26 protein-coding genes are annotated in these 22,392 nt (G+C 38.9%); 17 read left to right on the top strand and 9 right to left on the bottom strand.

Annotated elements, in window-relative coordinates; genetic code table 11:
• Window positions 1-58: 58 nt before the first annotated feature.
• The 3 genes from P4V41_RS16865 to P4V41_RS16875 all read left to right on the top strand — a co-directional run bounded on the left by P4V41_RS16865 (window position 59) and on the right by P4V41_RS16875 (window position 4,114).
• The gene (locus P4V41_RS16865; protein ID WP_328086322.1) at window positions 59-1,807 is read left to right on the top strand and encodes a metallophosphoesterase; all 1,749 of its coding nucleotides are present in this window, start codon (window positions 59-61) and stop codon (window positions 1,805-1,807) included.
• A gap of 167 nt (window positions 1,808-1,974) precedes the next feature.
• Window positions 1,975-2,415 (top strand): chemotaxis protein CheW, encoded by a 441-nt coding sequence (locus P4V41_RS16870; RefSeq protein WP_328086323.1) that lies wholly within the window; start codon window positions 1,975-1,977, stop codon window positions 2,413-2,415.
• A 10-nt stretch (window positions 2,416-2,425) separates the two neighbouring features.
• Window positions 2,426-4,114 carry a methyl-accepting chemotaxis protein gene (locus tag P4V41_RS16875; protein ID WP_328086324.1) on the top strand — a complete coding sequence of 563 codons (1,689 nt, stop codon included), beginning with the start codon at window positions 2,426-2,428 and terminating at the stop codon, window positions 4,112-4,114.
• Between the two features lie 466 nt (window positions 4,115-4,580).
• Here P4V41_RS16875 and P4V41_RS21675 read toward each other — a convergent pair whose 3' ends face one another.
• From P4V41_RS21675 to P4V41_RS16885, 3 genes are all read right to left on the bottom strand, one after another.
• Window positions 4,581-4,718: a hypothetical protein gene (locus P4V41_RS21675; RefSeq protein WP_419181329.1), complete on the bottom strand. Its 138-nt coding sequence runs from the start codon at window positions 4,716-4,718 to the stop codon at window positions 4,581-4,583.
• Window positions 4,715-5,035 carry a YbjQ family protein gene (locus P4V41_RS16880; RefSeq protein WP_137790415.1) on the bottom strand — a complete coding sequence of 107 codons (321 nt, stop codon included), beginning with the start codon at window positions 5,033-5,035 and terminating at the stop codon, window positions 4,715-4,717. The genes P4V41_RS21675 and P4V41_RS16880 overlap by 4 nt, the downstream gene beginning before the upstream one ends.
• Before the next feature lie 61 nt (window positions 5,036-5,096).
• Window positions 5,097-6,473 (bottom strand): FAD-binding oxidoreductase, encoded by a 1,377-nt coding sequence (locus P4V41_RS16885; protein ID WP_328086325.1) that lies wholly within the window; start codon window positions 6,471-6,473, stop codon window positions 5,097-5,099.
• 238 nt (window positions 6,474-6,711) lie between these two features.
• Here P4V41_RS16885 and P4V41_RS16890 point away from each other — a divergent pair, with 238 nt between their 5' ends.
• On the top strand, window positions 6,712-7,161 hold the full coding sequence (locus tag P4V41_RS16890; protein ID WP_328086326.1) for a BsuPI-related putative proteinase inhibitor: 450 nt from the start codon (window positions 6,712-6,714) through the stop codon (window positions 7,159-7,161).
• Between the two features lie 250 nt (window positions 7,162-7,411).
• Window positions 7,412-9,556 carry an ATP-dependent Clp protease ATP-binding subunit gene (locus P4V41_RS16895; RefSeq protein WP_328086327.1) on the top strand — a complete coding sequence of 715 codons (2,145 nt, stop codon included), beginning with the start codon at window positions 7,412-7,414 and terminating at the stop codon, window positions 9,554-9,556.
• A gap of 193 nt (window positions 9,557-9,749) precedes the next feature.
• Here the strand turns inward: P4V41_RS16895 and P4V41_RS16900 are convergent, their stop codons facing one another.
• Window positions 9,750-9,839 (bottom strand): putative holin-like toxin, encoded by a 90-nt coding sequence (locus P4V41_RS16900; protein ID WP_222122228.1) that lies wholly within the window; start codon window positions 9,837-9,839, stop codon window positions 9,750-9,752.
• 412 nt (window positions 9,840-10,251) lie between these two features.
• On the opposite strand from P4V41_RS16900, the gene P4V41_RS16905 reads away from it, so the two are divergent.
• Window positions 10,252-10,881: a hypothetical protein gene (locus P4V41_RS16905; RefSeq protein WP_328086328.1), complete on the top strand. Its 630-nt coding sequence runs from the start codon at window positions 10,252-10,254 to the stop codon at window positions 10,879-10,881.
• 342 nt (window positions 10,882-11,223) lie between these two features.
• Here the strand turns inward: P4V41_RS16905 and P4V41_RS16910 are convergent, their stop codons facing one another.
• On the bottom strand, window positions 11,224-11,412 hold the full coding sequence (locus P4V41_RS16910) for a hypothetical protein (protein WP_328086330.1): 189 nt from the start codon (window positions 11,410-11,412) through the stop codon (window positions 11,224-11,226).
• A 200-nt stretch (window positions 11,413-11,612) separates the two neighbouring features.
• Here P4V41_RS16910 and P4V41_RS16915 point away from each other — a divergent pair, with 200 nt between their 5' ends.
• From P4V41_RS16915 to P4V41_RS16925, 3 genes are all read left to right on the top strand, one after another.
• Window positions 11,613-14,015: a penicillin acylase family protein gene (locus P4V41_RS16915; protein ID WP_328086331.1), complete on the top strand. Its 2,403-nt coding sequence runs from the start codon at window positions 11,613-11,615 to the stop codon at window positions 14,013-14,015.
• 86 nt (window positions 14,016-14,101) lie between these two features.
• On the top strand, window positions 14,102-14,392 hold the full coding sequence (locus P4V41_RS16920; RefSeq protein ID WP_328086333.1) for a hypothetical protein: 291 nt from the start codon (window positions 14,102-14,104) through the stop codon (window positions 14,390-14,392).
• A 283-nt stretch (window positions 14,393-14,675) separates the two neighbouring features.
• A complete protein-coding gene (locus P4V41_RS16925; protein WP_328086335.1) occupies window positions 14,676-15,014 on the top strand; it encodes a VOC family protein in 339 nt (112 codons plus the stop codon).
• Window positions 15,015-15,080: 66 nt separating this feature from the next.
• On the opposite strand, the gene P4V41_RS16930 is transcribed toward P4V41_RS16925, so the two are convergent.
• Entirely contained in the window at window positions 15,081-15,332 is a 252-nt protein-coding gene (locus tag P4V41_RS16930; protein WP_328086337.1) for a hypothetical protein, read from the bottom strand.
• Window positions 15,333-15,515: 183 nt separating this feature from the next.
• Between P4V41_RS16930 and P4V41_RS16935 the strand changes: the two genes are divergently transcribed.
• The gene (locus tag P4V41_RS16935) at window positions 15,516-15,767 is read left to right on the top strand and encodes an HPr family phosphocarrier protein (RefSeq protein ID WP_328086338.1); all 252 of its coding nucleotides are present in this window, start codon (window positions 15,516-15,518) and stop codon (window positions 15,765-15,767) included.
• A gap of 43 nt (window positions 15,768-15,810) precedes the next feature.
• Here the strand turns inward: P4V41_RS16935 and P4V41_RS16940 are convergent, their stop codons facing one another.
• Window positions 15,811-15,969 (bottom strand): hypothetical protein, encoded by a 159-nt coding sequence (locus tag P4V41_RS16940; protein ID WP_328086340.1) that lies wholly within the window; start codon window positions 15,967-15,969, stop codon window positions 15,811-15,813.
• 212 nt (window positions 15,970-16,181) lie between these two features.
• Here P4V41_RS16940 and P4V41_RS16945 point away from each other — a divergent pair, with 212 nt between their 5' ends.
• On the top strand, window positions 16,182-16,772 hold the full coding sequence (locus tag P4V41_RS16945) for a YitT family protein (protein ID WP_328086341.1): 591 nt from the start codon (window positions 16,182-16,184) through the stop codon (window positions 16,770-16,772).
• Window positions 16,773-16,823: 51 nt separating this feature from the next.
• On the opposite strand, the gene P4V41_RS16950 is transcribed toward P4V41_RS16945, so the two are convergent.
• Entirely contained in the window at window positions 16,824-16,997 is a 174-nt protein-coding gene (locus P4V41_RS16950; RefSeq protein ID WP_289496746.1) for a YjcZ family sporulation protein, read from the bottom strand.
• Window positions 16,998-17,177: 180 nt separating this feature from the next.
• On the opposite strand from P4V41_RS16950, the gene P4V41_RS16955 reads away from it, so the two are divergent.
• Window positions 17,178-17,477, top strand: a complete 300-nt coding sequence (locus tag P4V41_RS16955) for a hypothetical protein (protein WP_328086342.1) — start codon at window positions 17,178-17,180, stop codon at window positions 17,475-17,477.
• Window positions 17,478-18,204: 727 nt separating this feature from the next.
• Complete coding sequence (locus P4V41_RS16960) at window positions 18,205-18,375, top strand: aspartyl-phosphate phosphatase Spo0E family protein (protein ID WP_370568694.1); 171 nt, start codon at window positions 18,205-18,207, stop codon at window positions 18,373-18,375.
• Here the strand turns inward: P4V41_RS16960 and P4V41_RS16965 are convergent, their stop codons facing one another.
• Complete coding sequence (locus P4V41_RS16965; protein WP_066391687.1) at window positions 18,376-18,570, bottom strand: hypothetical protein; 195 nt, start codon at window positions 18,568-18,570, stop codon at window positions 18,376-18,378.
• A gap of 153 nt (window positions 18,571-18,723) precedes the next feature.
• On the opposite strand from P4V41_RS16965, the gene P4V41_RS16970 reads away from it, so the two are divergent.
• From P4V41_RS16970 to P4V41_RS16985, 4 genes are all read left to right on the top strand, one after another.
• Window positions 18,724-19,560, top strand: a complete 837-nt coding sequence (locus tag P4V41_RS16970; protein ID WP_328086345.1) for an aldo/keto reductase — start codon at window positions 18,724-18,726, stop codon at window positions 19,558-19,560.
• A gap of 308 nt (window positions 19,561-19,868) precedes the next feature.
• Window positions 19,869-20,816, top strand: a complete 948-nt coding sequence (locus P4V41_RS16975; protein WP_419181330.1) for a ring-cleaving dioxygenase — start codon at window positions 19,869-19,871, stop codon at window positions 20,814-20,816.
• Window positions 20,813-21,424, top strand: a complete 612-nt coding sequence (locus P4V41_RS16980; protein ID WP_328086393.1) for an alpha/beta hydrolase — start codon at window positions 20,813-20,815, stop codon at window positions 21,422-21,424. Before P4V41_RS16975 ends, P4V41_RS16980 begins: the two co-directional genes overlap by 4 nt.
• Before the next feature lie 145 nt (window positions 21,425-21,569).
• Entirely contained in the window at window positions 21,570-22,181 is a 612-nt protein-coding gene (locus tag P4V41_RS16985; protein WP_328086346.1) for a flavin reductase family protein, read from the top strand.
• Window positions 22,182-22,392 lie beyond the last annotated feature (211 nt).

Consider the following 22,392-nt stretch of genomic DNA (forward strand, 5'->3'; position numbering starts at 1 on the left):
AAATTTACGTTGTGCTGTTACTTTCAAGATGCAAGTTAATTTGAAGGGAGAATAGTACATGAATTGGAAGACGAAGCTAACAGCGCTTATTATATCTGGTGCTTTGACGATACCTGCTGGACAAGCTCATGCCTTTTTAGCGGGTATTGACAAACAAGATGGAGGTATTGGGAACACTGAAAACTATTTGGATAGTATACCAAATCTAGCACTAGATCCAAAAATAGATAATATTATTTATCCACTTATGGCAACACCCGCAATTAAAAAGAACGGTTCTGATCTAACAATTAAGGTGGATACAAAAGGGAAAGAACCTGCTGGATGGGAAGTTTCTTTAAATCCAACAGATGCAGCGAATGTAGATGGAACATTTACTCTTCCTGTGAAAAATGTGCAAAAAGGATCTTCGTATTGGAGTGATAGCTCTTCTATTTATAATGTTACTGTACAAATTCCAAGTGAGATTCCAGAAGAGTTATTTGATCTGCAAGTTACTTATACCGGTGATGGAACCCGTATTACAGATGATGAACCAAACTCGGTTAAGGTAGTAAAAGAGTTCAACAAAGAATTTAAGTTTATGCATCTAACGGATATTCATGTTGGCTCTCCACGAAATATAGCAGACCCAGCTAATATTACAGAAGCAGGATTATGGCATCCAGATCAAACGAAACGGTGGCTATATTTGCAAAAAACGATCAAACAAGTCAATCTGTTAAATCCGGATTTTGTGGTGATGACTGGTGACTTAATGTATGGTCAAATGAATCCAAAAGAATATATCTATGAATATGAAGAAACATACCGCATGCTGAAGCAATTTAATGTTCCTGTGTATATCGTCCCAGGGAACCATGATTATTATGCACAAGATGCTACCCTAACGGATGGTGCAAAGTATTGGGAACAATATTTCGGTCCTCAATATTTCTCGTTTGATTACGGACCATATGCTCACATGATTGGATACAACTCTTTTGATTGGCACAAGTTTGACAGGCAAGGACATGGATCCGTATCCGTTCCTACTTGGGGTGGGCAAATACGTGATGAACAAATGGAGTGGATTAAAAAAGATTTAGCTGATAATAAGGCAAGTGCACAACCTGAACAAGTAAGGGGATTATTTTCTCATCATAATCCTTTATGGCGTGATCGCGACATATGGCCATCAACAGATCCGCATGTAAACGAGTATTGGAAAGAATACGATGCGAAACATGATCCGCAGCATTTAACAACACTCATAAAAGGTGAGGCACTCGGTATTAAATATGATCAGCAATGGCACGGTGAAGGTTCTCATGAACTAATTGATGTTATGCAGCAGAATAACGTGGATATATCATTGCATGGACATACGCACGTCGATAATATTACAGAGCAAGACGGTATTTTGTATTCTACAACTGCATCTATTGAACTATCAGCTAAGCCATGGGTAGGTTATCGTTTATTTGAAAAGAATTTAGCTGATAATAAGTTCAAATCTTACGTATACGAAGGGCCAGACAGATCCATGCCAGTTTATCAAAATGGTAATACATCAGCTGGTGTTGTTTCATTTGAAAATAAATTTCAGCTGCCAAACGATGGATCGCAAGTTAACCAAACAGCGACAGTTACAAATCGCTTAAATAAACCTCTCACTGTAAATATCCCATTCTATATGAAACAAGGCACTTATACACCTTCTGCCGGAAATGTAGTTGAAACTCAGTTATACGGTTCGAAACAATTTGTAGAGGTGCAAGTAACCATTCCACCAAATACGGTAGAGAACGTGGAATTAATAAGATAAGAAAAAGCAACGCTTGAGCAGAAATTGCTCAAGTGTTTTTTTGTATAAGGTTCAATAATTTACAAGATTAATATAAGCCTAAAACAATTGAATTTCTTAACCGATAAAAGAGTAAGAACTTATGACTATTGTTTAATGAAGAAATACCTAGAAAAGGAGTAAGTAAGATGTCCCTTGGCACTCAAACTTTAAAGATTGTTGTAATTACGGCTGGTGTTGAACAATATGGGCTGCCGATCGAACATGTGGCTTCGATTGAACGTGTTCTTGAGATCACACCAATACCTGAAATGTCTTCAGATGTTTTAGGAATCATTCATTTAAGAGAGAATATTGTTCCAATTATTGATTTTGGACAGCTGATCGGCAAAGGAAAGACCGAGATCACAGATCAGACTAGAATTGTCATTTTACAGAATGAAGAAAACTTCTTAGGGCTTTTAACGGAAGCCGCAACGGATGTTATTGATATTGAAGCAAATTCCATACAATCACCAGGAAGTTTTCGTTCAAAAGAGGACTCGTTAATAAAAGGAGTCTCTAAGCAGGATGATCACCTAATCATCGTGCTAAATTGTCCGGTTATTTTTAGCAACAGAAATTTATAAGAGGTGACATATGAAACTGACGTTGAGAAAAAAACTAGTAGGTTCTTTTTTAACGATTGCCGTTCTGTTTGCTGCAACTTGTGGAGTTTTCTTTTACTTTTTAAAAGACATGCAACATACATACAGTGAACTGTTAGACAGAAGAACGGTCATCTATAACAATGCAAAAGAGATTGAACTTCAAGCGACCGTGCAAAACAATAGTGTTAGGGAATACTTGCTCGAACAATCGACCGAAAGCAAACAAAAGTTGACTGACGCGAACGAAAGAATTAATACACTCGTAAATGAAACGATGAAACTGGTTAAAGTTAAAGCAGATAAAGATCGACTTGAGAAAATTTATTACTTGAACAATGATTACAAAAATGAATCAGACCGCGTTTTGCAAAATTCAATGAGCAACATGGAAGCTGCAAATGAATATGCGAAAAGCACTTTATTTCCACTAGGCAGAGACATGCGAGCTGTTACAGAAGAGATGGGAAAGAGGCAAGCAAACCTAATGGCTGAGGGTAGAGTAGTTGTTCAGGACGAAGAGAAGTTCGTTGTATCTTTAGTCACGATTTTAGGGATCGTTATTGTAGTGGCTGCACTTGCAATCGGTTACACGATTTCACTTATGATCTCTAGACCTGTTGTGAAAATGTCCAAAATGCTAAATGACATCGCAGACGGTGATCTGACGATGGATCCGATCTCTGTAAAAAATAAAGATGAGATTGGAATGCTCGCAGATGGGATCAACCATATGGGGACGAATCTTGCTACCCTAATTAGGCAAGTTAGAGCCACTGCAGAACAAGTGGCAGCGTCTTCTGAAGAATTAACTGCTTCAGCTGAGCAAACGAGTATGGCAACAGAACAGATCGCAACAACGATAGGAGAAGTAGCGGGCGGATCTCAAGAACAAGTGCGTACGGTAGATGATATCGTAGAAGCCATGAACCAGCTTTCTGCCGGCATTCAACAGATCGCAGTTAGTATGCAGAATATGTCTGAAGCATCAGCTCGTTCTATGCAAGTAGCAAATGGTGGCAATGATACGATTCAAAAAACGATCGGCCAGATGGATGCGATTCATACTTCTATGGACAGCACTTCACAAGTTGTGAAGGATCTTGGTGAGCAGTCTCAAGAAATTACGAATATTGTTGATGTGATCACGGATATTGCAGGTCAGACAAACTTGCTAGCACTGAATGCAGCAATCGAGGCAGCCCGTGCAGGGGAACAAGGGAGAGGTTTTGCTGTAGTTGCTGATGAAGTTCGAAAGTTGGCAGAGCAATCTTCAGCATCTGCATCCCAGATCGGTCAACTGATCACTAGCATTCAGGAACTAACCGAAAAAGCCGTTGAGGCTATGAATAACGGTGCGATAGAAGTGAATGATGGTAGAGAACTCGTCTATCAATCGGGTGAAGCCTTTAAAAGTTTGTACGAAACTGTTGCAGAGGTTTCTGGCCAAGTGAGGGATATCTCAGCCGCAACAGAGCAGATGACAGCAAGTACTGAACATGTTGTTGGTTCGATCGATGTGATCTCATCGATGGCAGAAACAGCTGCTTCGTCCACTCAAGAAGTTTCTGCTTCTGCAGAAGAACAGTTAGCAAGCATGGAGGAGATCTCATCTTCATCAAACGCACTTTCACAGCTAGCAGAAGAGATGAATGAAGCAATTAATAAATTTAAAGTGTAGAAATGAATAGAAGTTTAGTGAAGCCTCCCATTTGAATGGGAGGCTTTTGAAGAATTTAAATATAAGTGTGAGCATAAAACTTATGGACCGAGCATAAAACCCGGGGACCGAGCATTAAAACCCGTGGACCGAGCATAAAACCCGTGGACCGAGCATAAAACCCGTGGACCGAGCATAAAACCCGTGGACCGAGCATTAAACCCCGGGACCGAGCATAAAACTCGTGGACCGAGCATAAAACCTGTGGACCGAGCATAAAACTCGCAACCGCACCGAAAGAAAATCTTGAAACAAATAATAAACATCATGAGCTACAAAAAAGCTTGTCTTTAAAGGATATTCCCTTAAAAAGACAAGCTTTATTCTTTATTCCTTATTCTTGTTTATAAAACCGGTCGCCTGTTTCAGGATTATAATAGACGCGTTCCCTTTTTCCTGAAGTAGGATCGATTGAAATCTCATCTGTTCAAATATAGCCTGAAGGTACTTTTGTTCCACTTTTTTTATAACGCTTATCAAAATAAATCCAAGAGATGATGCCTAAGACAATTAAAAAGAGGATAGACAGAACCTGCCAGCCGATAAGGATGTTTATCATGTTCATTGTTTTTCAATGACGACAACAGTTCCATAAGCAACGATCTCGCTCATGTTATTGCCCATCTCCCCAGAATCAAAACGCATCATGATGATAGCATTGCCACCCATCTCCGTAGCATTCTTAACCATCCGATCAACGGCTTGTTTACGGGCATCTTCAAGCATGCTCGTATACTCTTTGATCTCACCACCCATGATTCCTCGCAGTCCTGCCATGATGTCACCGCCGATTCCACGAGCACGGACTACCACTCCAAAAGCAGAACCCTTAACTTCCTTCACTTCATAGCCTTTTATGTTCTCTGTTGTAACGACTATCATGATAAAGCGCCTCCTCTTAGGTTTACTCTCACTACGAATCATACAAGCCTACCGTTTTATTCTATAATATGATCTTACCTGGGTTTAAAATGTCGTTTGGATCTAATTGTTTTTTTATAGCTAACATGATCGGAAGAGTATCAGCATGTTCCTTAGCCAAATATTTTGCTTTTCCGATTCCAATACCGTGCTCTCCTGTACATGTGCCGCCTTTTTGCAGAGCATAGTCCACGATACTAGCGTTCACCGTATCTGCTTTTTCGCGCTCTTCTAGAATTGAGTTATCATACATCAAAATGGCATGGAAATTTCCATCCCCGACATGACCGAGTACTGCACCAGGTACACCAATCTCATCCATCGTTTTTCTCGCATGTACGATAGCTCCAGACAATTCAGAGAGTGGAAGACAAACATCTGTAAACATCATTGATCTGCCAGGATAGCCGTGTTTAAACGCATAAGCTAAATGGTGTCTTGCTTCCCAAAGCTTTGCACGTGCTTTAGAATCACGTTCCTCCACCCATTCCAGACCTCCAAAGCTCTCTAGCAACTCTTTTGTCATTGACGCTTCATATGTAACGCTTGCTGGATTTCCTTGAAACTCTAAAAATAAGGTAGGAGCTTCTCTATACGATGTATCACTATTGTGGTTTACTTGGACGATAGAACGTTCATCGACCAGCTCCATCCTTGCGATACCAGTGCCAGAGCCAAGAACGGCACCTGCTGCTTCCACAGCCGTTTGAACAGATGGAAATGTGCATCTCGCTGCAAGGACTGACTCAGGAATTCCATAGACTTTTAAGGTAATCTCGGTAAAAATCCCAAGAGTACCTTCTGAGCCTACAAACATGGAGGTCAAGTGATAGCCGGCTGACGATTTTGCAGCCATTCCGCCGGTTTGAATAATTTGTCCATCAGCTAGTACAACTTGAAGGTTTCTTACTTGGTCGCGCATGATTCCATATTTTACGCTTGTTGTCCCACTTGCATTCGTAGCTGCCATTCCACCGATCGTAGCATCTGCTCCGGGATCGACTGGAAAGAACAATCCGAATTTCTTTAACGCTAGGTTTAGCTGAGTACGTGTAACGCCGGGCTGTACTTTTACTAAAAAATCATCTGGACGAATCTCTAGAACTTCATTCATCTCTTGGAAATTTAGTGAGATTCCGCCTTTTACCGGGATACAATGACCTTCAAGACTAGAACCAGCTCCGTAAGGCACAACAGGAATTTTGTTTTCATTTGCGAATTTTAATATAGAAGAAATTTCATCTGATGAAATAGGGTATACAACTACATCAGGAGAAACAGGGTGGTGATAAGATTCATCATGGCTATGCTGCCAGAGAATCGTTTCATTTTGTGTGGCACGTTTTTCAGAAGTTATTTTCTGCATCTCAAGCAAAAGATCTGACTTTGTCATTTCCATAGAAACACACTCCTTATCCGTATGATTTCATTTCTATTTTACATGAAGTAAGCTAAAAATCCTTTTTAAACATGAAATTCCGTATATATGCCCAAACTAACAAGTGAGGTGAAGAACGATGATAAAATGTAGGATAAATAAATGGCATGTTATACTGATTCTATTATGTATTTCGATAGTCGTGACAGGCTGTGGGAACAATGACAGCCAAAACCAATCCGAGGGGAGAGAGCAACCGGTGATAGGTGATGGTAAGAAAGACAATGAGAGCTATCAGAGTCCTAATGATGGAAAAGAAGAGAGATCGGGACAAGATGGTCAGAACGGTATCGTTGCAGGAAATATTGAAAGCACAATCAATGTTCAAGAACAGCAGAACGCAAAAGGTATTCTATTTCGGTATGAGTTGAAAAATCAAACAGAAAAAGAGAAGGTATTTCAATTTTCATCCAGTCAAAAATTTGATTATGTAATAAAAGATAAGAGTGGTAAAGTAGTGTACCAGTACTCGAAAAATCATATGTTCATGCAGGTTCTTACTTCATTAAAATTGAAACAAGCAGATGTTTTTAAGCAAGACATTTTGGTAAACAATCTAGAGCCAGGGTCTTATACACTTGAGGTTTGGTTAACGCCGACCGGAGAAACAGAAGATTACAGACAAAAAATCACTTTTAATTGGAACTGATTTGGGGAAGAGATGAGTTAAGAGCTCATCTCTTTTTGTTATTTTTAACAGTCAAACAAAATACTTGAAAGTCAAAAAAGGTCAAAGTATAATGTGATTAAAGGTGAAAGGTCAAATAAAGTCAAAGTCAAACATTGAGCAATCTGGCTGAGATTAATTGACCAAAAAAGTTGCGAAACGAAAAGTATACCGTTATAATCGCAAATAATTTATACAAATTTTCTAAAAATCTAAATAGGGGGTTACAATTATGCGTTGTGAACAATGTGAAGTTAATCCTGCTACGATCCAAATGAGTATTTCTATGAATAAAGAAAAGAAACAATTTGTGCTCTGCTCGGATTGTTACCATAAAGTAAAACAAGAAATGACTACTGGGGGAGGAATGAATATGAACTTTTCTTCTTTCGATGATATATTCCAACAGATGATGAATGGTCAAGCGTTTTCAGATCAGTCTAACAATCATCAGCATCAACAAACTCAAAAAGGCAACCGAGGCGGTGGCTTCTTAGACAAATTTGGCCGTAACTTAACAGATGCGGCAAAGGCAGGTATCATAGATCCCGTAATCGGACGTGATCAAGAGGTACGTCGTGTCATTGAAATATTGAACCGCCGTACAAAGAATAACCCGGTATTAATAGGTGAGCCAGGTGTGGGTAAAACAGCAATCGCTGAAGGGTTAGCTACTAAGATTGTTGAAGGCAATGTTCCTGCAAAGCTTCTGAACAAAGAAGTCTACTTGTTAGATGTTGCTTCACTCGTTGCAGATACTGGTGTAAGAGGTCAGTTTGAAGAAAGAATGAAGCAACTTATCGCTGAACTTCAAAAACGCAAGAACGTGATTCTATTTGTAGATGAAGTGCATCAAATCGTAGGAGCAGGTTCTGCTGAAGGATCAATGGATGCAGGTAACATACTGAAACCAGCACTCGCTCGTGGAGAACTTCAAATGGTTGGTGCTACAACACTCAAAGAATATCGCCAAATTGAAAAAGATGCAGCGTTAGAACGCCGCTTCCAGCCTGTGATCGTTAATGAACCAACACCTGATGAAGCATTTGAGATTCTGAAAGGACTTGCATCACGTTATGAAGATTATCATCAAGTAAAATTTACAGAAGAAGCGTTAAAAGCTTGTGTCACTTTATCACACCGTTATATTCAAGACCGCTTCTTGCCAGATAAAGCGATTGACCTTATGGATGAAGCTGGTTCTAAGAGCAACCTGCAGCACATTACGATAGAAAAATCATCTATTGAAGAGCGTTTAGAGGAGATCGTGAAAGAAAAAGAAAAAGCTGCTGCTGATGAAAACTATGAGCTCGCAGCTAAGCTTCGACAAGAAGAATTAGTACTTGATGAAAAACTTAAAACACAAGAAGAGGATAAAAAGGCAGCGATTGTGCAAGTAGAAGATATTCAACATATCGTTGAACAAAAAACGGGTATTCCAGTTCGTAAACTTCAAAGTGATGAACAGTCTAAGATGAAAGAGCTCGCTACAAAACTTGCTGCCCAAGTAATCGGACAAGATGAAGCGGTAGAAAAGGTAGCAAAAGCTATCCGCAGAAGCCGTGCAGGGTTAAAAGCCAAAAAGCGTCCCATCGGTTCCTTCTTATTTGTAGGACCAACGGGTGTAGGTAAAACAGAATTAACGAAAACATTAGCTAAAGAAATCTTTGGCGATGAAGACAGCATGATTCGTCTTGACATGAGTGAATATATGGAAAAGCATGCCGTGTCTAAATTGATTGGTTCACCTCCAGGATATGTTGGACATGAAGAGGCTGGACAACTAACAGAGCAGATACGCCGTAAGCCATATAGTATCTTGTTGCTCGATGAGATTGAAAAAGCTCATCCAGACGTACAGCACATGTTTCTTCAAATCATGGAAGACGGCAGATTGACTGACAGCCAAGGGCGTACGGTAAGCTTTAAGGATACTGTGATCATCATGACAAGTAATGCAGGTTCAGCTGTAAAACAGACAAAGAAACTAGGTTTTAACACAGAAGAGGTTGAAAAAGAGACACAGATTTTAGATTCATTAGGCGGTTACTTCAAACCAGAGTTTCTTAACCGTTTTGATAGTATCGTTCAATTCCAGTCTTTAAAAGAAGAACACCTTGTAAAGATTGTTGATTTGATGTTGCTTGATCTTTCTGTTCAACTTCAAGAACAAAACATCTCGATCTCAGTAACTTCTGCTGCAAAACAGAAGCTTGCGAAATTAGGATATCATCCAGCTTTCGGAGCAAGACCACTTCGTCGTATCATTCAAGAGCACATCGAAGATAAAATTGCAGACGTTCTTTTAGATGACGAGAACGTCGAGAAGCTAACAGTAAATGTTGCAGAAGGACAGATAGTTGTGAAGAAAGCATAAGACTAGCTACGATTGTATAAAGAAGAGAAGAAAGAATAGTTAAAACTAAAAAACCTTGCTAGGAGAGTATCTCCAGCAAGGTTTTTGTTTTACTATTTATAACAGGGGAATTTTAGCATTTAGATAAATTTATCCGAAAAAATAAGCCATGCATCTGCACGGCAGAATGAATAAGAAACAAAACTCTCTGTCTTTATGAATCATCTTTGGAGCGGATAATGGTAAGAACAAGCATTGAAAAACCAATCATAAGTGACATCGCTTCAAATACTGTCATCCCCATCCCTCCTTGCAAATTAGGAGTAAGACTCGTACAGAAACTAGAGAAGGAAAAGTATTGTATGTTTACCATTTTATCCCGATTATGAAAATGAAACAAGAATCGGAAAGACTATTTCTAATAACTATATTTAGTTCATTAGGATTATTTTACCAATATCATTTAATGTTAGAAAGCGAATTCTTTTTCTATTTTAACTGGAGTGGATCAAAAGACCTATAAATTATTCAATTTTAAAATCGAATTAAATAACAGGTGTAGCAAGGAACATCGCGAAAAGAAATATAAATAAGCTAAATACGAAGAGTAAGCATTTTCTTTTCATTTTTTTCATCCCCCTTGTGTATATCAATGTATAAAAAAATGACATTGTTCATGACTATTATTCAAGGAAAATTTTAAGGAGGATTAAATGTTGGACACGTCTTATGTTTGGTATGTCAGTTATGGATCAAATTTAATGGAACATCGTTTTTTATGTTATATTCTTGGCGATCAGCCAGAAGGTTCTACTCAAAGGGAAAGAGGTTGCAGAAATCCAGCCATGCCGCTGAAGAACGGCAAAGCAGTTCTACCATATCCCTTATATTTCGCGAGAGAGCGAACGAAATGGGGGGAAGGTGGTGTTGCCTTTATCGGACATGAAAGAAATGAAGCTTACGAGACGTATGGGAGAAAGTATTTGGTCACTGTTGAGCAGTTTTTAGATGTAACAGCTCAAGAAAATAGCTGTGATGAGATAGAGGCTGATCTGGAGGAAGTGATCAAAAAAGGATATATCCACTTTGGGCAAGGCTGGTATAGCCGAATGGTCTACTTAGGGGAGAATCAAGGATATCCGATGGTTACATTCACTTGCAACCTTGATATGCATGAACAGGTTTTGAATCCACCGCCAGCAACTTATCTCATTACAATTGCTAAGGGACTTAATCAGATAGGTCTATCTTGCGGTGAAGCAGTAAAATATTTTACTCAAACTCCTGGGATTGCAGGTAATATGAAGGATAGTGAGATTGAAAGTATCATTAAACCGTATTTTTAGCATGACAAAAGCAAGATAACTTGTCCAACCACCGGTTTATTTACCGATTAAAGGGTTGAACATAGGCCAAGGGGTATACGTCTAATGGAACTTACGTGATCTGAAAATTGGTGAGATAATAAAGTCCCCTATACATATAGAGGTGCTTCCTTCAGTGAAGCACCTCTTTTTTTATGGTTAGTAAATTTCCGTCCAGATCGGTTACTTTCCGCCAGGCATTCCACCTTTACAAGATGAATGCTGCAATCTTTCCCTTCACTAATCCCGGTTAGAAGAATAACAGGCTTTAGGCATGCACTGTCACTCAGATTAATGCATTGTAAACAAATAGATTGTATTTACTTATGCATTCATTTTTATTTGTTTAATAGAGATGATTCCAGCAGGACAGTTAAATTGTTCGGCGATTAGTTTTTTTACTTGTTCGTGGAGATTGGCTTTACTGGGATAGATATTAACAATCACGATGTTTCCTTCTGTAATCTTCGCATCACCATGACTAAGTTGAAAATCCACTACAATTTTAGCCATCTTAATTCTCCTTATCGTTTATGTCATAAACTGCTTGTTGAGGTATTCGACATTTTGTTAAAAATCCTGTCTATATATAAAGAAATTAGGCGAAAAGTATTGAGGTAATTCAATTCTTTTACTTTTCTCAGTTTTTTACAGGGAAATCCGTCACATTATAGAATGTAATTAGGAAGATTGTAGTGGCAGGGGGTTTATAGGTGGAGAGTACACTGCAGAAAAAAAAGTCCGTTAAACGACTATCATGGAAAAAAAGTTTAGTTATCATTGGAATTGCTATCGTTGTAATTCTAGCAGCGGCAGCAGGTACTGCTTATTTTTTGCTTCAAAAAAGTAAGCCTGTAGTTAATGGGACAATTCCTCTAAACGGACTTCATGCAACAGTAGATGTTTACAGAGATAATGATGGTGTTCCCCATATTGAAGCAGATTCAATGAAAGACTTATTCATGGCTCAAGGCTTTGTAACCGCTCAAGACAGAATGTTTCAAATGGATTTGAGCAGAAGACAGGCATCAGGAATGCTCAGTGAGGTTATCGGGGAAAAGACACTTACCCGTGATAAATTTTTTAGAACACTTGGTTTGAGAAGAGCAGCAGAAGCTTCTTATGATGAGTACTCGCCCGAAATGAAACAATATCTCTCATGGTATGCAGATGGTGTGAACGCTTATTTGAACAAGGCAAAGAAAAATAACACATTGCCTATTGAATTTTTGCTTGTTGGATATGAGCCGGAGGAATGGACGCCCGTTGATTCGCTTGTAATTGGTAAATATATGGCTTTTGATCTTGGTGGGCATTGGGAAGGACAAGCATTTCGATACTATTTAATGGAAACGTTTACAGATGAAAAAGCTCTTGATTTATTCCCGGGTTATCCGAAAAATGCGCCGACAATAGTAGATGATCTGAAAACAGAAGGCATTGATTTTGAGAAAAGTTTCGCAGAGGCGATTATTCCAAACTATCATAATGGAAGTAATAACTGGGTAGTTGCGGGCAAAAAAACAGAATCAGGTAAGCCGCTTCTGGCCAACGATCCACACCTTTCACTGGGTACACCGTCAATATGGTATCAGGCCCATCTAAAGGCTCCTGATTATGAAGTTTCTGGTGTTATATTTGCAGGAATACCAGGAATCATTGTGGGCCATAACAAGACGATTGCTTGGGGTGTTACGAATGTTGGTCCAGATGTTCAAGAGCTATACGTAGAAAAAAGAAACCCGAAGAATTCTTATGAATTTCAATACATGGCAAACTGGGAAAAAGCTGATGTAGTTAAAGAAAGAATAAAAGTAAAGGACAAAGTGGATGTAGATCACGAAGTTGTGATCACAAGACATGGACCGGTTATCTCAGAGTTTGCACATCACGATAAACCAGGTACAGCTCTTTCATTAAAGTGGACAGCTCTTCAACCTTCCAAAGAGCTCGAAGCTGTAATTATGATGAATCGTTCAAAAAACTGGAATCAGTTCGAAAAAGCACTAAAATCGTTTCATACACCGGCGCAGAATTTTGTTTTTGCGAGTACAGACGGAACGATTGCTTATAAAGCAAACGGATTGATCCCCATTCGTAAACAGGAGTATACGTCACTTCCTGTTCCTGGATGGACAGATCAATATGAATGGGAAGGATACATCCCGTGGGATAAGCTGCCAACAAGCGTTAATCCTGAAAAAGGATATATTGCTACTGCCAACAATAAGGTTACTGCTGATTCGTATCCTTTTCATATTTCGGATACATTTGCACAACCATATAGACAGCAACGGATCGTAGAAGTTCTTGAAGGGAAGGAAAAGCTTACGGTAAGTGATATGCAATCTCTGCAGTTTGATCAAAAAAACAAGCAAGCAGAAGAAATGCTGCCTATTTTACTACAACAGGTTATGAAGAAGCCATTGAACGATAAGGAACAAGATGTTTTAGCACTTCTGAAAAATTGGAACAGAACGGACAGCAAGGAAAGTGCAGCTCCATTAATCTTCCATATCTGGATGAGCCATTTTAGTGATGAGTTGTTCAAGGATGAGATCAGTGAAGAGATGCTGAAAATGTTTGATGGCAGAGAACAAGTGGTGGATGAACTCATAAGGAGAGCGAACTCTGGGAATCCTGGCCCATGGATCAAAGAGAATGGCGGGTTAGAAAAAGTTACTCAACGATCTTTTGAATTGATGATGACCTATTTAACAGAAAAATTTGGTGAAGATCCAACAAAGTGGGAATGGGGAGATTTTCATACACTAACATTTGAACACCCTCTTGCTGCGATCAAACCTTTAAATCTTTTATTTAACCCTGATAAACAAAGTATGGGTGGAAGTAGAGTTACAGTGGGTGTAGCCGGATGGGATCGTGAAACTGGAAGCATCACGCACGGTGGAGCTTGGCGCTCAGTAATTGATATGTCTGATACGTCAAGGTCTTATCACGTGGTGGGACCAGGTCAATCTGGTCATGTTCTGAGTCCCTGGTACAGTGATCAAGTAGAAGATTGGGCCACTGGAAAGTATCACGAAACAGTACTTCATAAGAATGACTGGCCAAAGAATCAACATCTCGTTCTGCAGCCGATTGTAGAAAAATAAATAACGATAGACTCTTGTCTCTGTCAAAATAACAGGTTGGACATATGGTGTAGAGAAGGCAAAAACAAGCTGGGAGGTTTACCCCTTTGTCATACCAAACGTATCACCTGTGCCGTCGATATATAGGCAGATCGGTATATATTGATTGTCATTGTGGCACACGATATCATGGTGTTCTTAAACACGTAGATGAGAGTAAAGCGTATATTCTACCGTATAGTTCAGATGGTCAGGACGAAAGCAGCAATCGCGTTTTCTTTGCACCGGCACTTGTAGGACTAACACTTGGAGCAATCGCAGGTCTAGCACTAGCGCCACGACCGTATCCAATCTATCCTGTCTATCCGCCATACCCATATCCGCCATATCCGTATTAAGTTTTATAAGACTGATTCCATAGTGCACAGTTTCGTGTAAAAGGGGTCAGTCTTTTATTTTAATCTTATAGAATGTTTTAAAGAGTCGCTTAAAACAATACGCCTTATAATCAACTTCTTTCTATGAGCAACAACGTTTACGAAAACAGTCTTCTAAAATAAAGCTTTTTAAAAAAATGAGCAGGAAATGAAGAAGAAGAGAGGGAATTTAACGAATACAAAATATTAAAAATGAATATAAATCTAGCACAAGATCACGAATTTTTTACGAGGGGGTATTGATATGAAGCTCGCGTTTTTGTTTCACCCAGTAAAAGATTTACAAGAGTCACAGCAATATTATGAAGGTCTAGGCATGACTGAAGCCTGGCGTGAAGGTAATCAAGTACTCGGAATGTCGATGAAAGATTGTGAAGTGCAGCTGATGATAGAAGAAGATGAGCATGATTTAGGACCAGGCGGTGTGTTTTTAGTAGATAGTGTAGATGACTTTTATCATGAACATGAAGGAAAGCTAGATTTTGTTAAATTACCTTGTACAATTCCTCCAGGTAGGTATGCCATCTACCGAGATGCAACAGGAAATCCAATTCGAATTATTGATTCTACGAATAAAGACTAGATATGTTGGAAGAAAAGACACCATTCAACTTTTGAATGGTGTTTTAAAATGCCTGTTAGTTATTTGCTAGTGATAATATTCATCGTTTTCGTTTAATGCAGGATCATGCAGATCGCCTACGAAATTTAATAAACTGTCACCTTCAAAGTAAAAAGGCTCGGTATCTTCCAGCCAACTTCTATATTCCTGGAAATCTTGATTAAAGTCTCCTGAAAAGAAGCGATGTGCTACTTCGTTTGATAATGTATCTATGATTACGATTCCTCTATAACTTTGACGATCCGGTTCATCGTAATCGCATGCAATATAATAAGCCATCATTTTACTCCTTTTTAAGTCTTTACACATAATGTTGCAATTTAGTTCTTTTTTCATACCATTATTTTTAAGTTTCTTCATAAATTAGATGCATAAGCCATAAAACTCTAACATGGGATTAAAATGCTCTTTACATTTCGCTAGTAAAATAAAAAATGAAGAGGACTGAAAGAGGGTCGAACAATGAAAACTTACTTTATGGTACAAGAGAAAATCCGACCAACTTGGATTCATGAGATGGTGGTCAAAGCGAATGAGTTTGAACAATGCCAGATTTTTTTTGAGTGCAATACATTAAGAATCAATGCTAAAAGCCACCTTAGTATGAGTCTTTTAAATGGCATGCAAGGGGTCTGTTGCGTTTCTGCAACTGGAGAAGATAGCAGGGGTGCAGTTGATGCATTACGTAATCTTGGAACAGGTTCATTATCATAAAATATAGGAGACAATAAAGAAAGCAGTCATCCGACTGCTTTCTTTATTTACTCTTTTTAGGTTGAACAGCGGAACGATTTTCATGAAACTTTTTTTGAATATAGACATCTCCAACTACCGATCGAGCTTGTTCAGCTTCTTTGTGCTCTTCGCGCGCTTTTTGCTCAAGCATCTCAATTTCTCTTTTATTGTGTTGTGTCAATTTTCTTGTCCACCTTTCTGCTGTTCCCACATTTCGTGTTATTCCCGCAAAAGAGATGAACAGGGCCCTATTCCTCTAAAAAGGAGTAATCATAAAAAAGATATGATGATACTTTCATTTATATGTGCTTTTTTTGTAAAATAGCTTGCATTTTAGGTGCAGAGGTCTAATATGTAGGAGTGTATAAGTACGAAAGAGAAAGGGTTTTTGTTTTGCAGCGAATCATGTGGTTAACGATCGGAGCTTTCTTGCAAGGACTAGCTATGGCAGCATTCCTTTTTCCTCACAATATCCCTTCTGGTGGTGTGGCGGGTATTGCAATATTGAATGATTATTTTTTTGATGTATCTCTTGGTTTAACGTTATGGTGTATAAATTTTGGATTATTGCTGCTGGCGATAAAGAAGCTTGGAAAACAAACGGCATTGTGGACCATCTATAGTGTAGCTGTCACATCCATCGTTGTGGATTGGCTGACTCCTCATTTTGTAAATCCTTTAAACGGTACACTAGTAGATGTTGTATATGGAGGTATTATCTTCGGAACAGGAGTGGGTATACTCTTTCGATTTGGAGCATCTTCAGGTGGTATGGATATCGTAGCGCTAATTCTTTCCAAATGGACGGGTAAGAAACCAGGTACCATTCTTTTTAGTATCAATAGTTGCGTGTTATTAGGTACATCATTAACACTAGGCATGCAGATCATATTATTTGCATTAATCTGTCAGTGGATAAGCACAAGACTTATTGATTTTGTAAGAACATATTCACTTAAGAAAACAGCAAAACCATTTATGTGAACAAAAGAGGTGCGGATACCAGATCCGCACCTCTTTTTCCTGCATATAAATTTAGCAATCTTTGCCTTTATATGCCCACGAACAGCCAACAATAATGAGAAGGACAAATAGAACTACTATGATCGCAAAACTCTTGCCATAACCTCCGCCACCACAATAACCATATCCGCCACCATACATTGGTGCGTTTGCAAGTGAAGCATTTACCGGTGAATTTGCATACATTCTAAAAACTCCTCCTTAAAAGTGTACTTTCGACTTCGATACAGTATATGTAAACTCCGGAAAGCGTGTATGGACAAATGATTAGATTTTAAGGAAATAGGCTAATGTAATAATTGAAACAAAAATGTGATGTTACGTTTGCATTTGAATGGGGTAAATGTAAGCAAGGAGGCGTTATTCATGCAAACTACAACTCAAACTCAAATGAAAACTACGAGTAAATTATTGAAAACACAATCTTGGGCCTTGATTGGACTTGGTACAGGAGCGTTAGTATGGCTCTCCTTCAAACCAAACCGCATTAAAACGAAAATGAAATTTAAAGATATGAAACGCAGAGTTCGTCCACATCACATTGATCGAACTCAACTACCTATCAATAAAGCAGGTCATCCTGATCCAATGGATGTTGATGACAACAAGATGGTAGAAGAAGGAGCAATGTACTCTGTAAACTATTATAATGACAAAAAAGGTTAAAAGGATGGGAAGTCGCCCATCCTTTTTTTCTTTTACTTTCTTTTCTAAAAGATGTTGCTTTGAACTCCTTGTCACCTTTGAAAATTGATTGGAATGGAAAATGCGTGCCTACCACATGAGATACTCCTTGCAAGGCATGCGACGAGGAAGCTTACTACGAAGCATCACTTGTAGACGCAGGAGCAAGGAACTTCTTAAGACGGACAGTCCGAAAAGTGAAAGTGGCTCGTTCAGCCCCGACAAGCAAAAGGTGAATGGGCTAGCAAGGCGCACTTTGCCTTGTGGACCATTTAACTTTTGACCTCGAGGGGCTAGCCACTGTAACTAGACAGCTGAGACACTTAAGAGTGAAACGTACGAATATGGCTCAGCGTCTGCCCCGTGGAAAGCGAGCAGCCTGGAAAGGAAATCAACACTTCCAAAAGCAACAAAGCTTACGAAAACAGCCATCTTTTATAAGGGAAATGAATTCATAGAAAAGAGACTAACAAAAAGCTTCTTTTGCAAGTGGAAATGCTAGTGTTATGCGTAAGAAAGTAGGCGAATGCGGCTGAATCTTGGATCATATTGAAGGAAATATTGGGTATTTCTGACGATAGGTCATGTAAAAAATTGTCCGCTTTTGTAAGATTACTTCTTCTTTTGGTGAATCTATTTTCAAGGATAAAAAAAGAGGTCATAATAAGCCAAGAGGTAATTAAAAATGACACAAGAGGAGCGGATTTTCGTGGAGAAAAAAGAATGGAATAACTCTCTTCTCATGGAATGTATAAAAGAAAAAAAAGAGAAGCTGGTAGAAGTTGCGGATCGCAATGGCTTAACCAGCAATGAAACGGTTAAGTGTAGTCAAGAGCTAGATGTTTTGCTGAATGTGTATCAAAGGCAATTTTCTTTTTAATTATCGTTTATTGAAGATGAGTTCATCTGTTAGTTGATCAATACGAAGTAGAATCGCTTTTTTTGTTACTAAAGGATAATTACAGTGAAACTCTGACAAAAGTTCACGTATCTCCTGAATCAGGGTAATTTCTTGTTCAGGCATAGATTTAGATGATTCGCTTTTCGTCTTAAATTGAATCAGATTGTCCTTCACACCAACACCCCATTTTCATATTGTGTTGGATACTACTTCCATAGAAGGATTTAAATACCTTCTAAAAGTCGAAATGTTTCCTTTATACAGCAGAATGTGACAATATCTTTTTAGGAACAAAATTTGGCTTTAAAATGGGAGGCTATTAAGCAGATGACAACGATTAAATCATTGCAAGATACGACGGTCTTGAACAACGGAGTAGAGATGCCGTGGTTTGGACTTGGTGTATTTAAAGTTGAAGAAGGACAAGAAGTTATTGATTCTGTTAAATGGGCAATTGAAGCGGGATATAAAAGTATTGATACAGCTGCTATCTACAAAAATGAAGAAGGTGTTGGACAAGCTATAAAAGAAGCGGGTATTGCTCGCGAAGAATTGTTCATCACGACAAAAGTATGGAATAAAGATCAAGGCTATGAGTCAACACTTGCAGCGTTTGAAGAGAGCATGAACAAACTTGGACTAGAATATCTGGATTTATACCTTGTTCACTGGCCGGTAAAAGGCAAGTATAAAGAAACGTGGCGTGCACTCGAAAAGCTTTACAAGGACGGAAAAGTAAAAGCGATTGGTGTATCGAACTTCCAAGTGCATCACTTAGAAGATATCTTGGCAGATTGTGAGGTCAAACCGATGGTGAACCAGGTAGAATACCATCCGCGTTTGGCACAAAAAGAGTTACTCTTATTCTGTAAAGATAACAACATCCAGCTCGAAGCATGGAGCCCGCTTATGCAAGGTGAGCTGCTAGAAGAGCCGTCATTGGTCGAACTAGCAGAGAAACACGGAAAATCTGTAGCTCAGATCATCCTTCGTTGGGATGTTCAAAATGGAGTAGTAACGATTCCGAAATCCGTTAAACAACACCGCATCGTCGAAAATGCAGATATCTTTGATTTTGAATTATCTCTAGAAGATATGGCAAAGATTGATGCGTTAAATGAAGATCGTCGCATCGGTCCAGACCCAGACAACTTCGACTTCTAAGAAGGGGTCTGACCCCAAACAAATACAACAATTCACATTTTGTCCACGTGGAATCTACAGATTCTACGTGGATTTTTATTACAGTTATTCTGAAGCAACTCCTCTTGCGTGTTGTTTCATAGAAGTATTAAGGGGTATAGGCTTATGTGAACTCTTGTACGTACATAATGAAAAAGAGTCTATAGATTTCATCCATAATTACATACATTTCAATCAATTCAATATAGTTACTTGACAAAAGTAAGTAATGAATCATATACTTAACTTACAAAAAATAAGTTACATGATATTGAAAGGATGTTTTGAACATGATGATGCACACTGATGGGATTCACCATATAACTGCGATTGTTGGTAATCCTCAAGAAAATGTAGATTTTTATGCTGGTGTTCTTGGCCTTAGACTTGTTAAAAAAACTGTAAACTTTGATGACCCAGGAACGTACCACCTTTACTTCGGAGATGAAGGAGGAAGTCCAGGAACGATCATGACGTTTTTTCCGTGGCCGGATGCTTATAGAGGAAGAGTAGGCTCAGGTCAGGTTGGAACTACATCCTTTGTTGTACCAGAAGGTTCTTTACCTTTTTGGGAAGAAAGGCTTGTGAAGTTCGCGATAGAGTATAAAAAGACAATCCGGTTTCAAGAAGAATATCTAGAATTTCTCGATCCTCATGGATTGCGGCTAGAAATTGTTGCAAGACAAAAAGGCAAGAATAGCGAATGGTCATTTGGTGAAGTCACTCCTCAACATGCCATCAAAGGGTTTGGTGGAGCTGTACATCTGTCAGCAGCTCCACAGGAGACTGAGCGAGCTCTTACAGAAGTGATGGGGTTAGAAAAAGTGGGGCAAGACGGAGATTACATCCGATTTCATGCAAAAAGTGATATTGGAAATGTGATTGATATCAAAATATCACCTGAAGCAAGAGGGGTGAGTGGAGTAGGAACAGTTCACCACATCGCTTGGCGTGCATCATCTTATGAAGAGCATGAACAATGGCAGCAACATGTGAAACAAAAAGAGTTTCAAGTAACAGAAATCATTGATCGACAATATTTTAACGCTATTTATTTCCGTGAAGAAGGCGGTATACTCTTTGAAATCGCAACTGACCCACCAGGGTTTACCCGCGATGAGCCAGAAGAAGAGTTAGGAAAGGCATTATTGCTTCCACCGTGGCTTGAGCCTCATCGAGAACAGATTGAGAATCATCTACAACCCGCTGAAGCAAGAGTTTTAAAGGAGGATAACTGATGATCCATCTATTCAAAAAAGGAACAGATTTAAACAAACCTGTACTTCTGCTATTACACGGTACAGGAGGTAATGAGAAGGACTTACTTTCGTTAGCAGAAATGATTTCACCAGAATCATCTGTATTGAGTGTAAGAGGGAATGTTTCTGAAAACGGCATGCCGAGATTTTTTCGTCGTTTAGCAGAGGGTGTTTTTGATGAAGAAGATCTGATCTTTCGCACAAAAGAACTTTATGACTTTATTGAAGAAGCAGCAAACAAGTATGATTTTAACCGCGATCAAGTAGTAGCAGTCGGCTATTCGAACGGTGCTAACATTGCAGGAAGTTTAATTTTTCACTTTGAAAAAGCATTAAAAGGAGCAATCCTTCACCATCCGATGGTCCCTAGACGAGGAATTGAGCTTCCAAAGCTAGATGGACTTCCTGTATTTATCGGTGCAGGAAAAAATGATCCAATCTGTCCGCCTAAAGAAACGGAAGAGTTGGAACAATTGTTGAACAACGCGGGCGCAAAAGTACATCTGAAATGGGATAACATGGGGCATCAGCTATCAAGAGCTGAGGTAGAAGAAGCGTCTGATTGGTTCAGACAAAACTTACTTTAAGTCATTTTTGTTAAAATTAAGTCAAAATATAGTGCAATTAGATTATACAGGTAGTCTATTGTCACGATTTAAGCCTAAAAACTGCTTACAAGATCTTTGATGCATACGAAAAGAACTTTAAAAAGATTAAAGGAGGTGAAGGCTCATGAAGTCCATCGATCCTCAAGAATTATCCGTAAAAGAGAACTATAAGTTTCTAACCGGAAGTATTATTCCTAGACCGATTGCGTTCGTTACAACCCTTTCATCAAAAGGTGTACTCAACGCTGCTCCATTCAGCTATTTTAATGCGTTAACTTCCAATCCTCCTTTGATCGCGATCTCTATTGGGAGGAAGGATGGAATACAGAAGGATACGTCACGAAATGCAGAAGAGCTAGTTGAATTCGTAGTTCATATTCCAGACGAAACGTATATTAAAGCTGTTAATCAAACCGCAGCTAACCTTGAGCCAGATCAGAGTGAAGTTGAACTTGCGAAACTAACGAAAGTTAAATCGGAAAAAGTGGGTGTTCCCGGTATCGCTGAATCGAAAATACGTATGGAATGTGTTGTTGAACAGATTATTCCTCTAGGTGGCACACCAGATAAACCATCTACTGACCTGTTAATTGGAAGAGTAGTTCATTATCATATCTCAGATGAACTTTACCATGAAGGCAGAATAGATGCTGATAAACTTAAGCCTGTTGGCAGATTAGCAGGAACAAATTATGTAAAGCTTGGAGAAACTTTTTCGTTAGAACGACCAGAATAGCATTTAACCTTCCTCGTATTGAGGGAGGTTTTTTTGTTTGCTGTCGGAAGTTTTGTCAAAAAACGACATCTTCTAATAATCAAAGTTAAGATGTTGTTAGAAACCATCTTACTCCAAGTAATAGATTATTACCTTAATAGGTACATATATCGCTTTTTCCGACAAATGACCTGCATCTAAGAAAGGAAATATGTCTCACTGATGAATTGGT

Origin of the sequence: Fictibacillus nanhaiensis, from assembly GCF_036213205.1 — a bacterium.
Lineage (GTDB): Bacteria > Bacillota > Bacilli > Bacillales > Fictibacillaceae > Fictibacillus > Fictibacillus nanhaiensis_E.

What these genes read in the sequence shown, in the direction of transcription:
- P4V41_RS16865 (WP_328086322.1), top strand. Translation starts at nt 59, where the DNA reads ATGAATTGGAAGACGAAGCTAACAGCGCTTATTATATCTGGTGCTTTG.
- P4V41_RS16870 (WP_328086323.1), top strand. Translation starts at nt 1,975, where the DNA reads ATGTCCCTTGGCACTCAAACTTTAAAGATTGTTGTAATTACGGCTGGT.
- P4V41_RS16875 (WP_328086324.1), top strand. Translation starts at nt 2,426, where the DNA reads ATGAAACTGACGTTGAGAAAAAAACTAGTAGGTTCTTTTTTAACGATT.
- P4V41_RS21675 (WP_419181329.1), bottom strand. Translation starts at nt 4,718, where the DNA reads ATGAACATGATAAACATCCTTATCGGCTGGCAGGTTCTGTCTATCCTC.
- P4V41_RS16880 (WP_137790415.1), bottom strand. Translation starts at nt 5,035, where the DNA reads ATGATAGTCGTTACAACAGAGAACATAAAAGGCTATGAAGTGAAGGAA.
- P4V41_RS16885 (WP_328086325.1), bottom strand. Translation starts at nt 6,473, where the DNA reads ATGGAAATGACAAAGTCAGATCTTTTGCTTGAGATGCAGAAAATAACT.
- P4V41_RS16895 (WP_328086327.1), top strand. Translation starts at nt 7,412, where the DNA reads ATGCGTTGTGAACAATGTGAAGTTAATCCTGCTACGATCCAAATGAGT.
- P4V41_RS16900 (WP_222122228.1), bottom strand. Translation starts at nt 9,839, where the DNA reads ATGGGGATGACAGTATTTGAAGCGATGTCACTTATGATTGGTTTTTCA.
- P4V41_RS16910 (WP_328086330.1), bottom strand. Translation starts at nt 11,412, where the DNA reads ATGGCTAAAATTGTAGTGGATTTTCAACTTAGTCATGGTGATGCGAAG.
- P4V41_RS16925 (WP_328086335.1), top strand. Translation starts at nt 14,676, where the DNA reads ATGAAGCTCGCGTTTTTGTTTCACCCAGTAAAAGATTTACAAGAGTCA.
- P4V41_RS16930 (WP_328086337.1), bottom strand. Translation starts at nt 15,332, where the DNA reads ATGGCTTATTATATTGCATGCGATTACGATGAACCGGATCGTCAAAGT.
- P4V41_RS16935 (WP_328086338.1), top strand. Translation starts at nt 15,516, where the DNA reads ATGAAAACTTACTTTATGGTACAAGAGAAAATCCGACCAACTTGGATT.
- P4V41_RS16950 (WP_289496746.1), bottom strand. Translation starts at nt 16,997, where the DNA reads ATGTATGCAAATTCACCGGTAAATGCTTCACTTGCAAACGCACCAATG.
- P4V41_RS16955 (WP_328086342.1), top strand. Translation starts at nt 17,178, where the DNA reads ATGCAAACTACAACTCAAACTCAAATGAAAACTACGAGTAAATTATTG.
- P4V41_RS16970 (WP_328086345.1), top strand. Translation starts at nt 18,724, where the DNA reads ATGACAACGATTAAATCATTGCAAGATACGACGGTCTTGAACAACGGA.
- P4V41_RS16975 (WP_419181330.1), top strand. Translation starts at nt 19,869, where the DNA reads ATGATGATGCACACTGATGGGATTCACCATATAACTGCGATTGTTGGT.
- P4V41_RS16985 (WP_328086346.1), top strand. Translation starts at nt 21,570, where the DNA reads ATGAAGTCCATCGATCCTCAAGAATTATCCGTAAAAGAGAACTATAAG.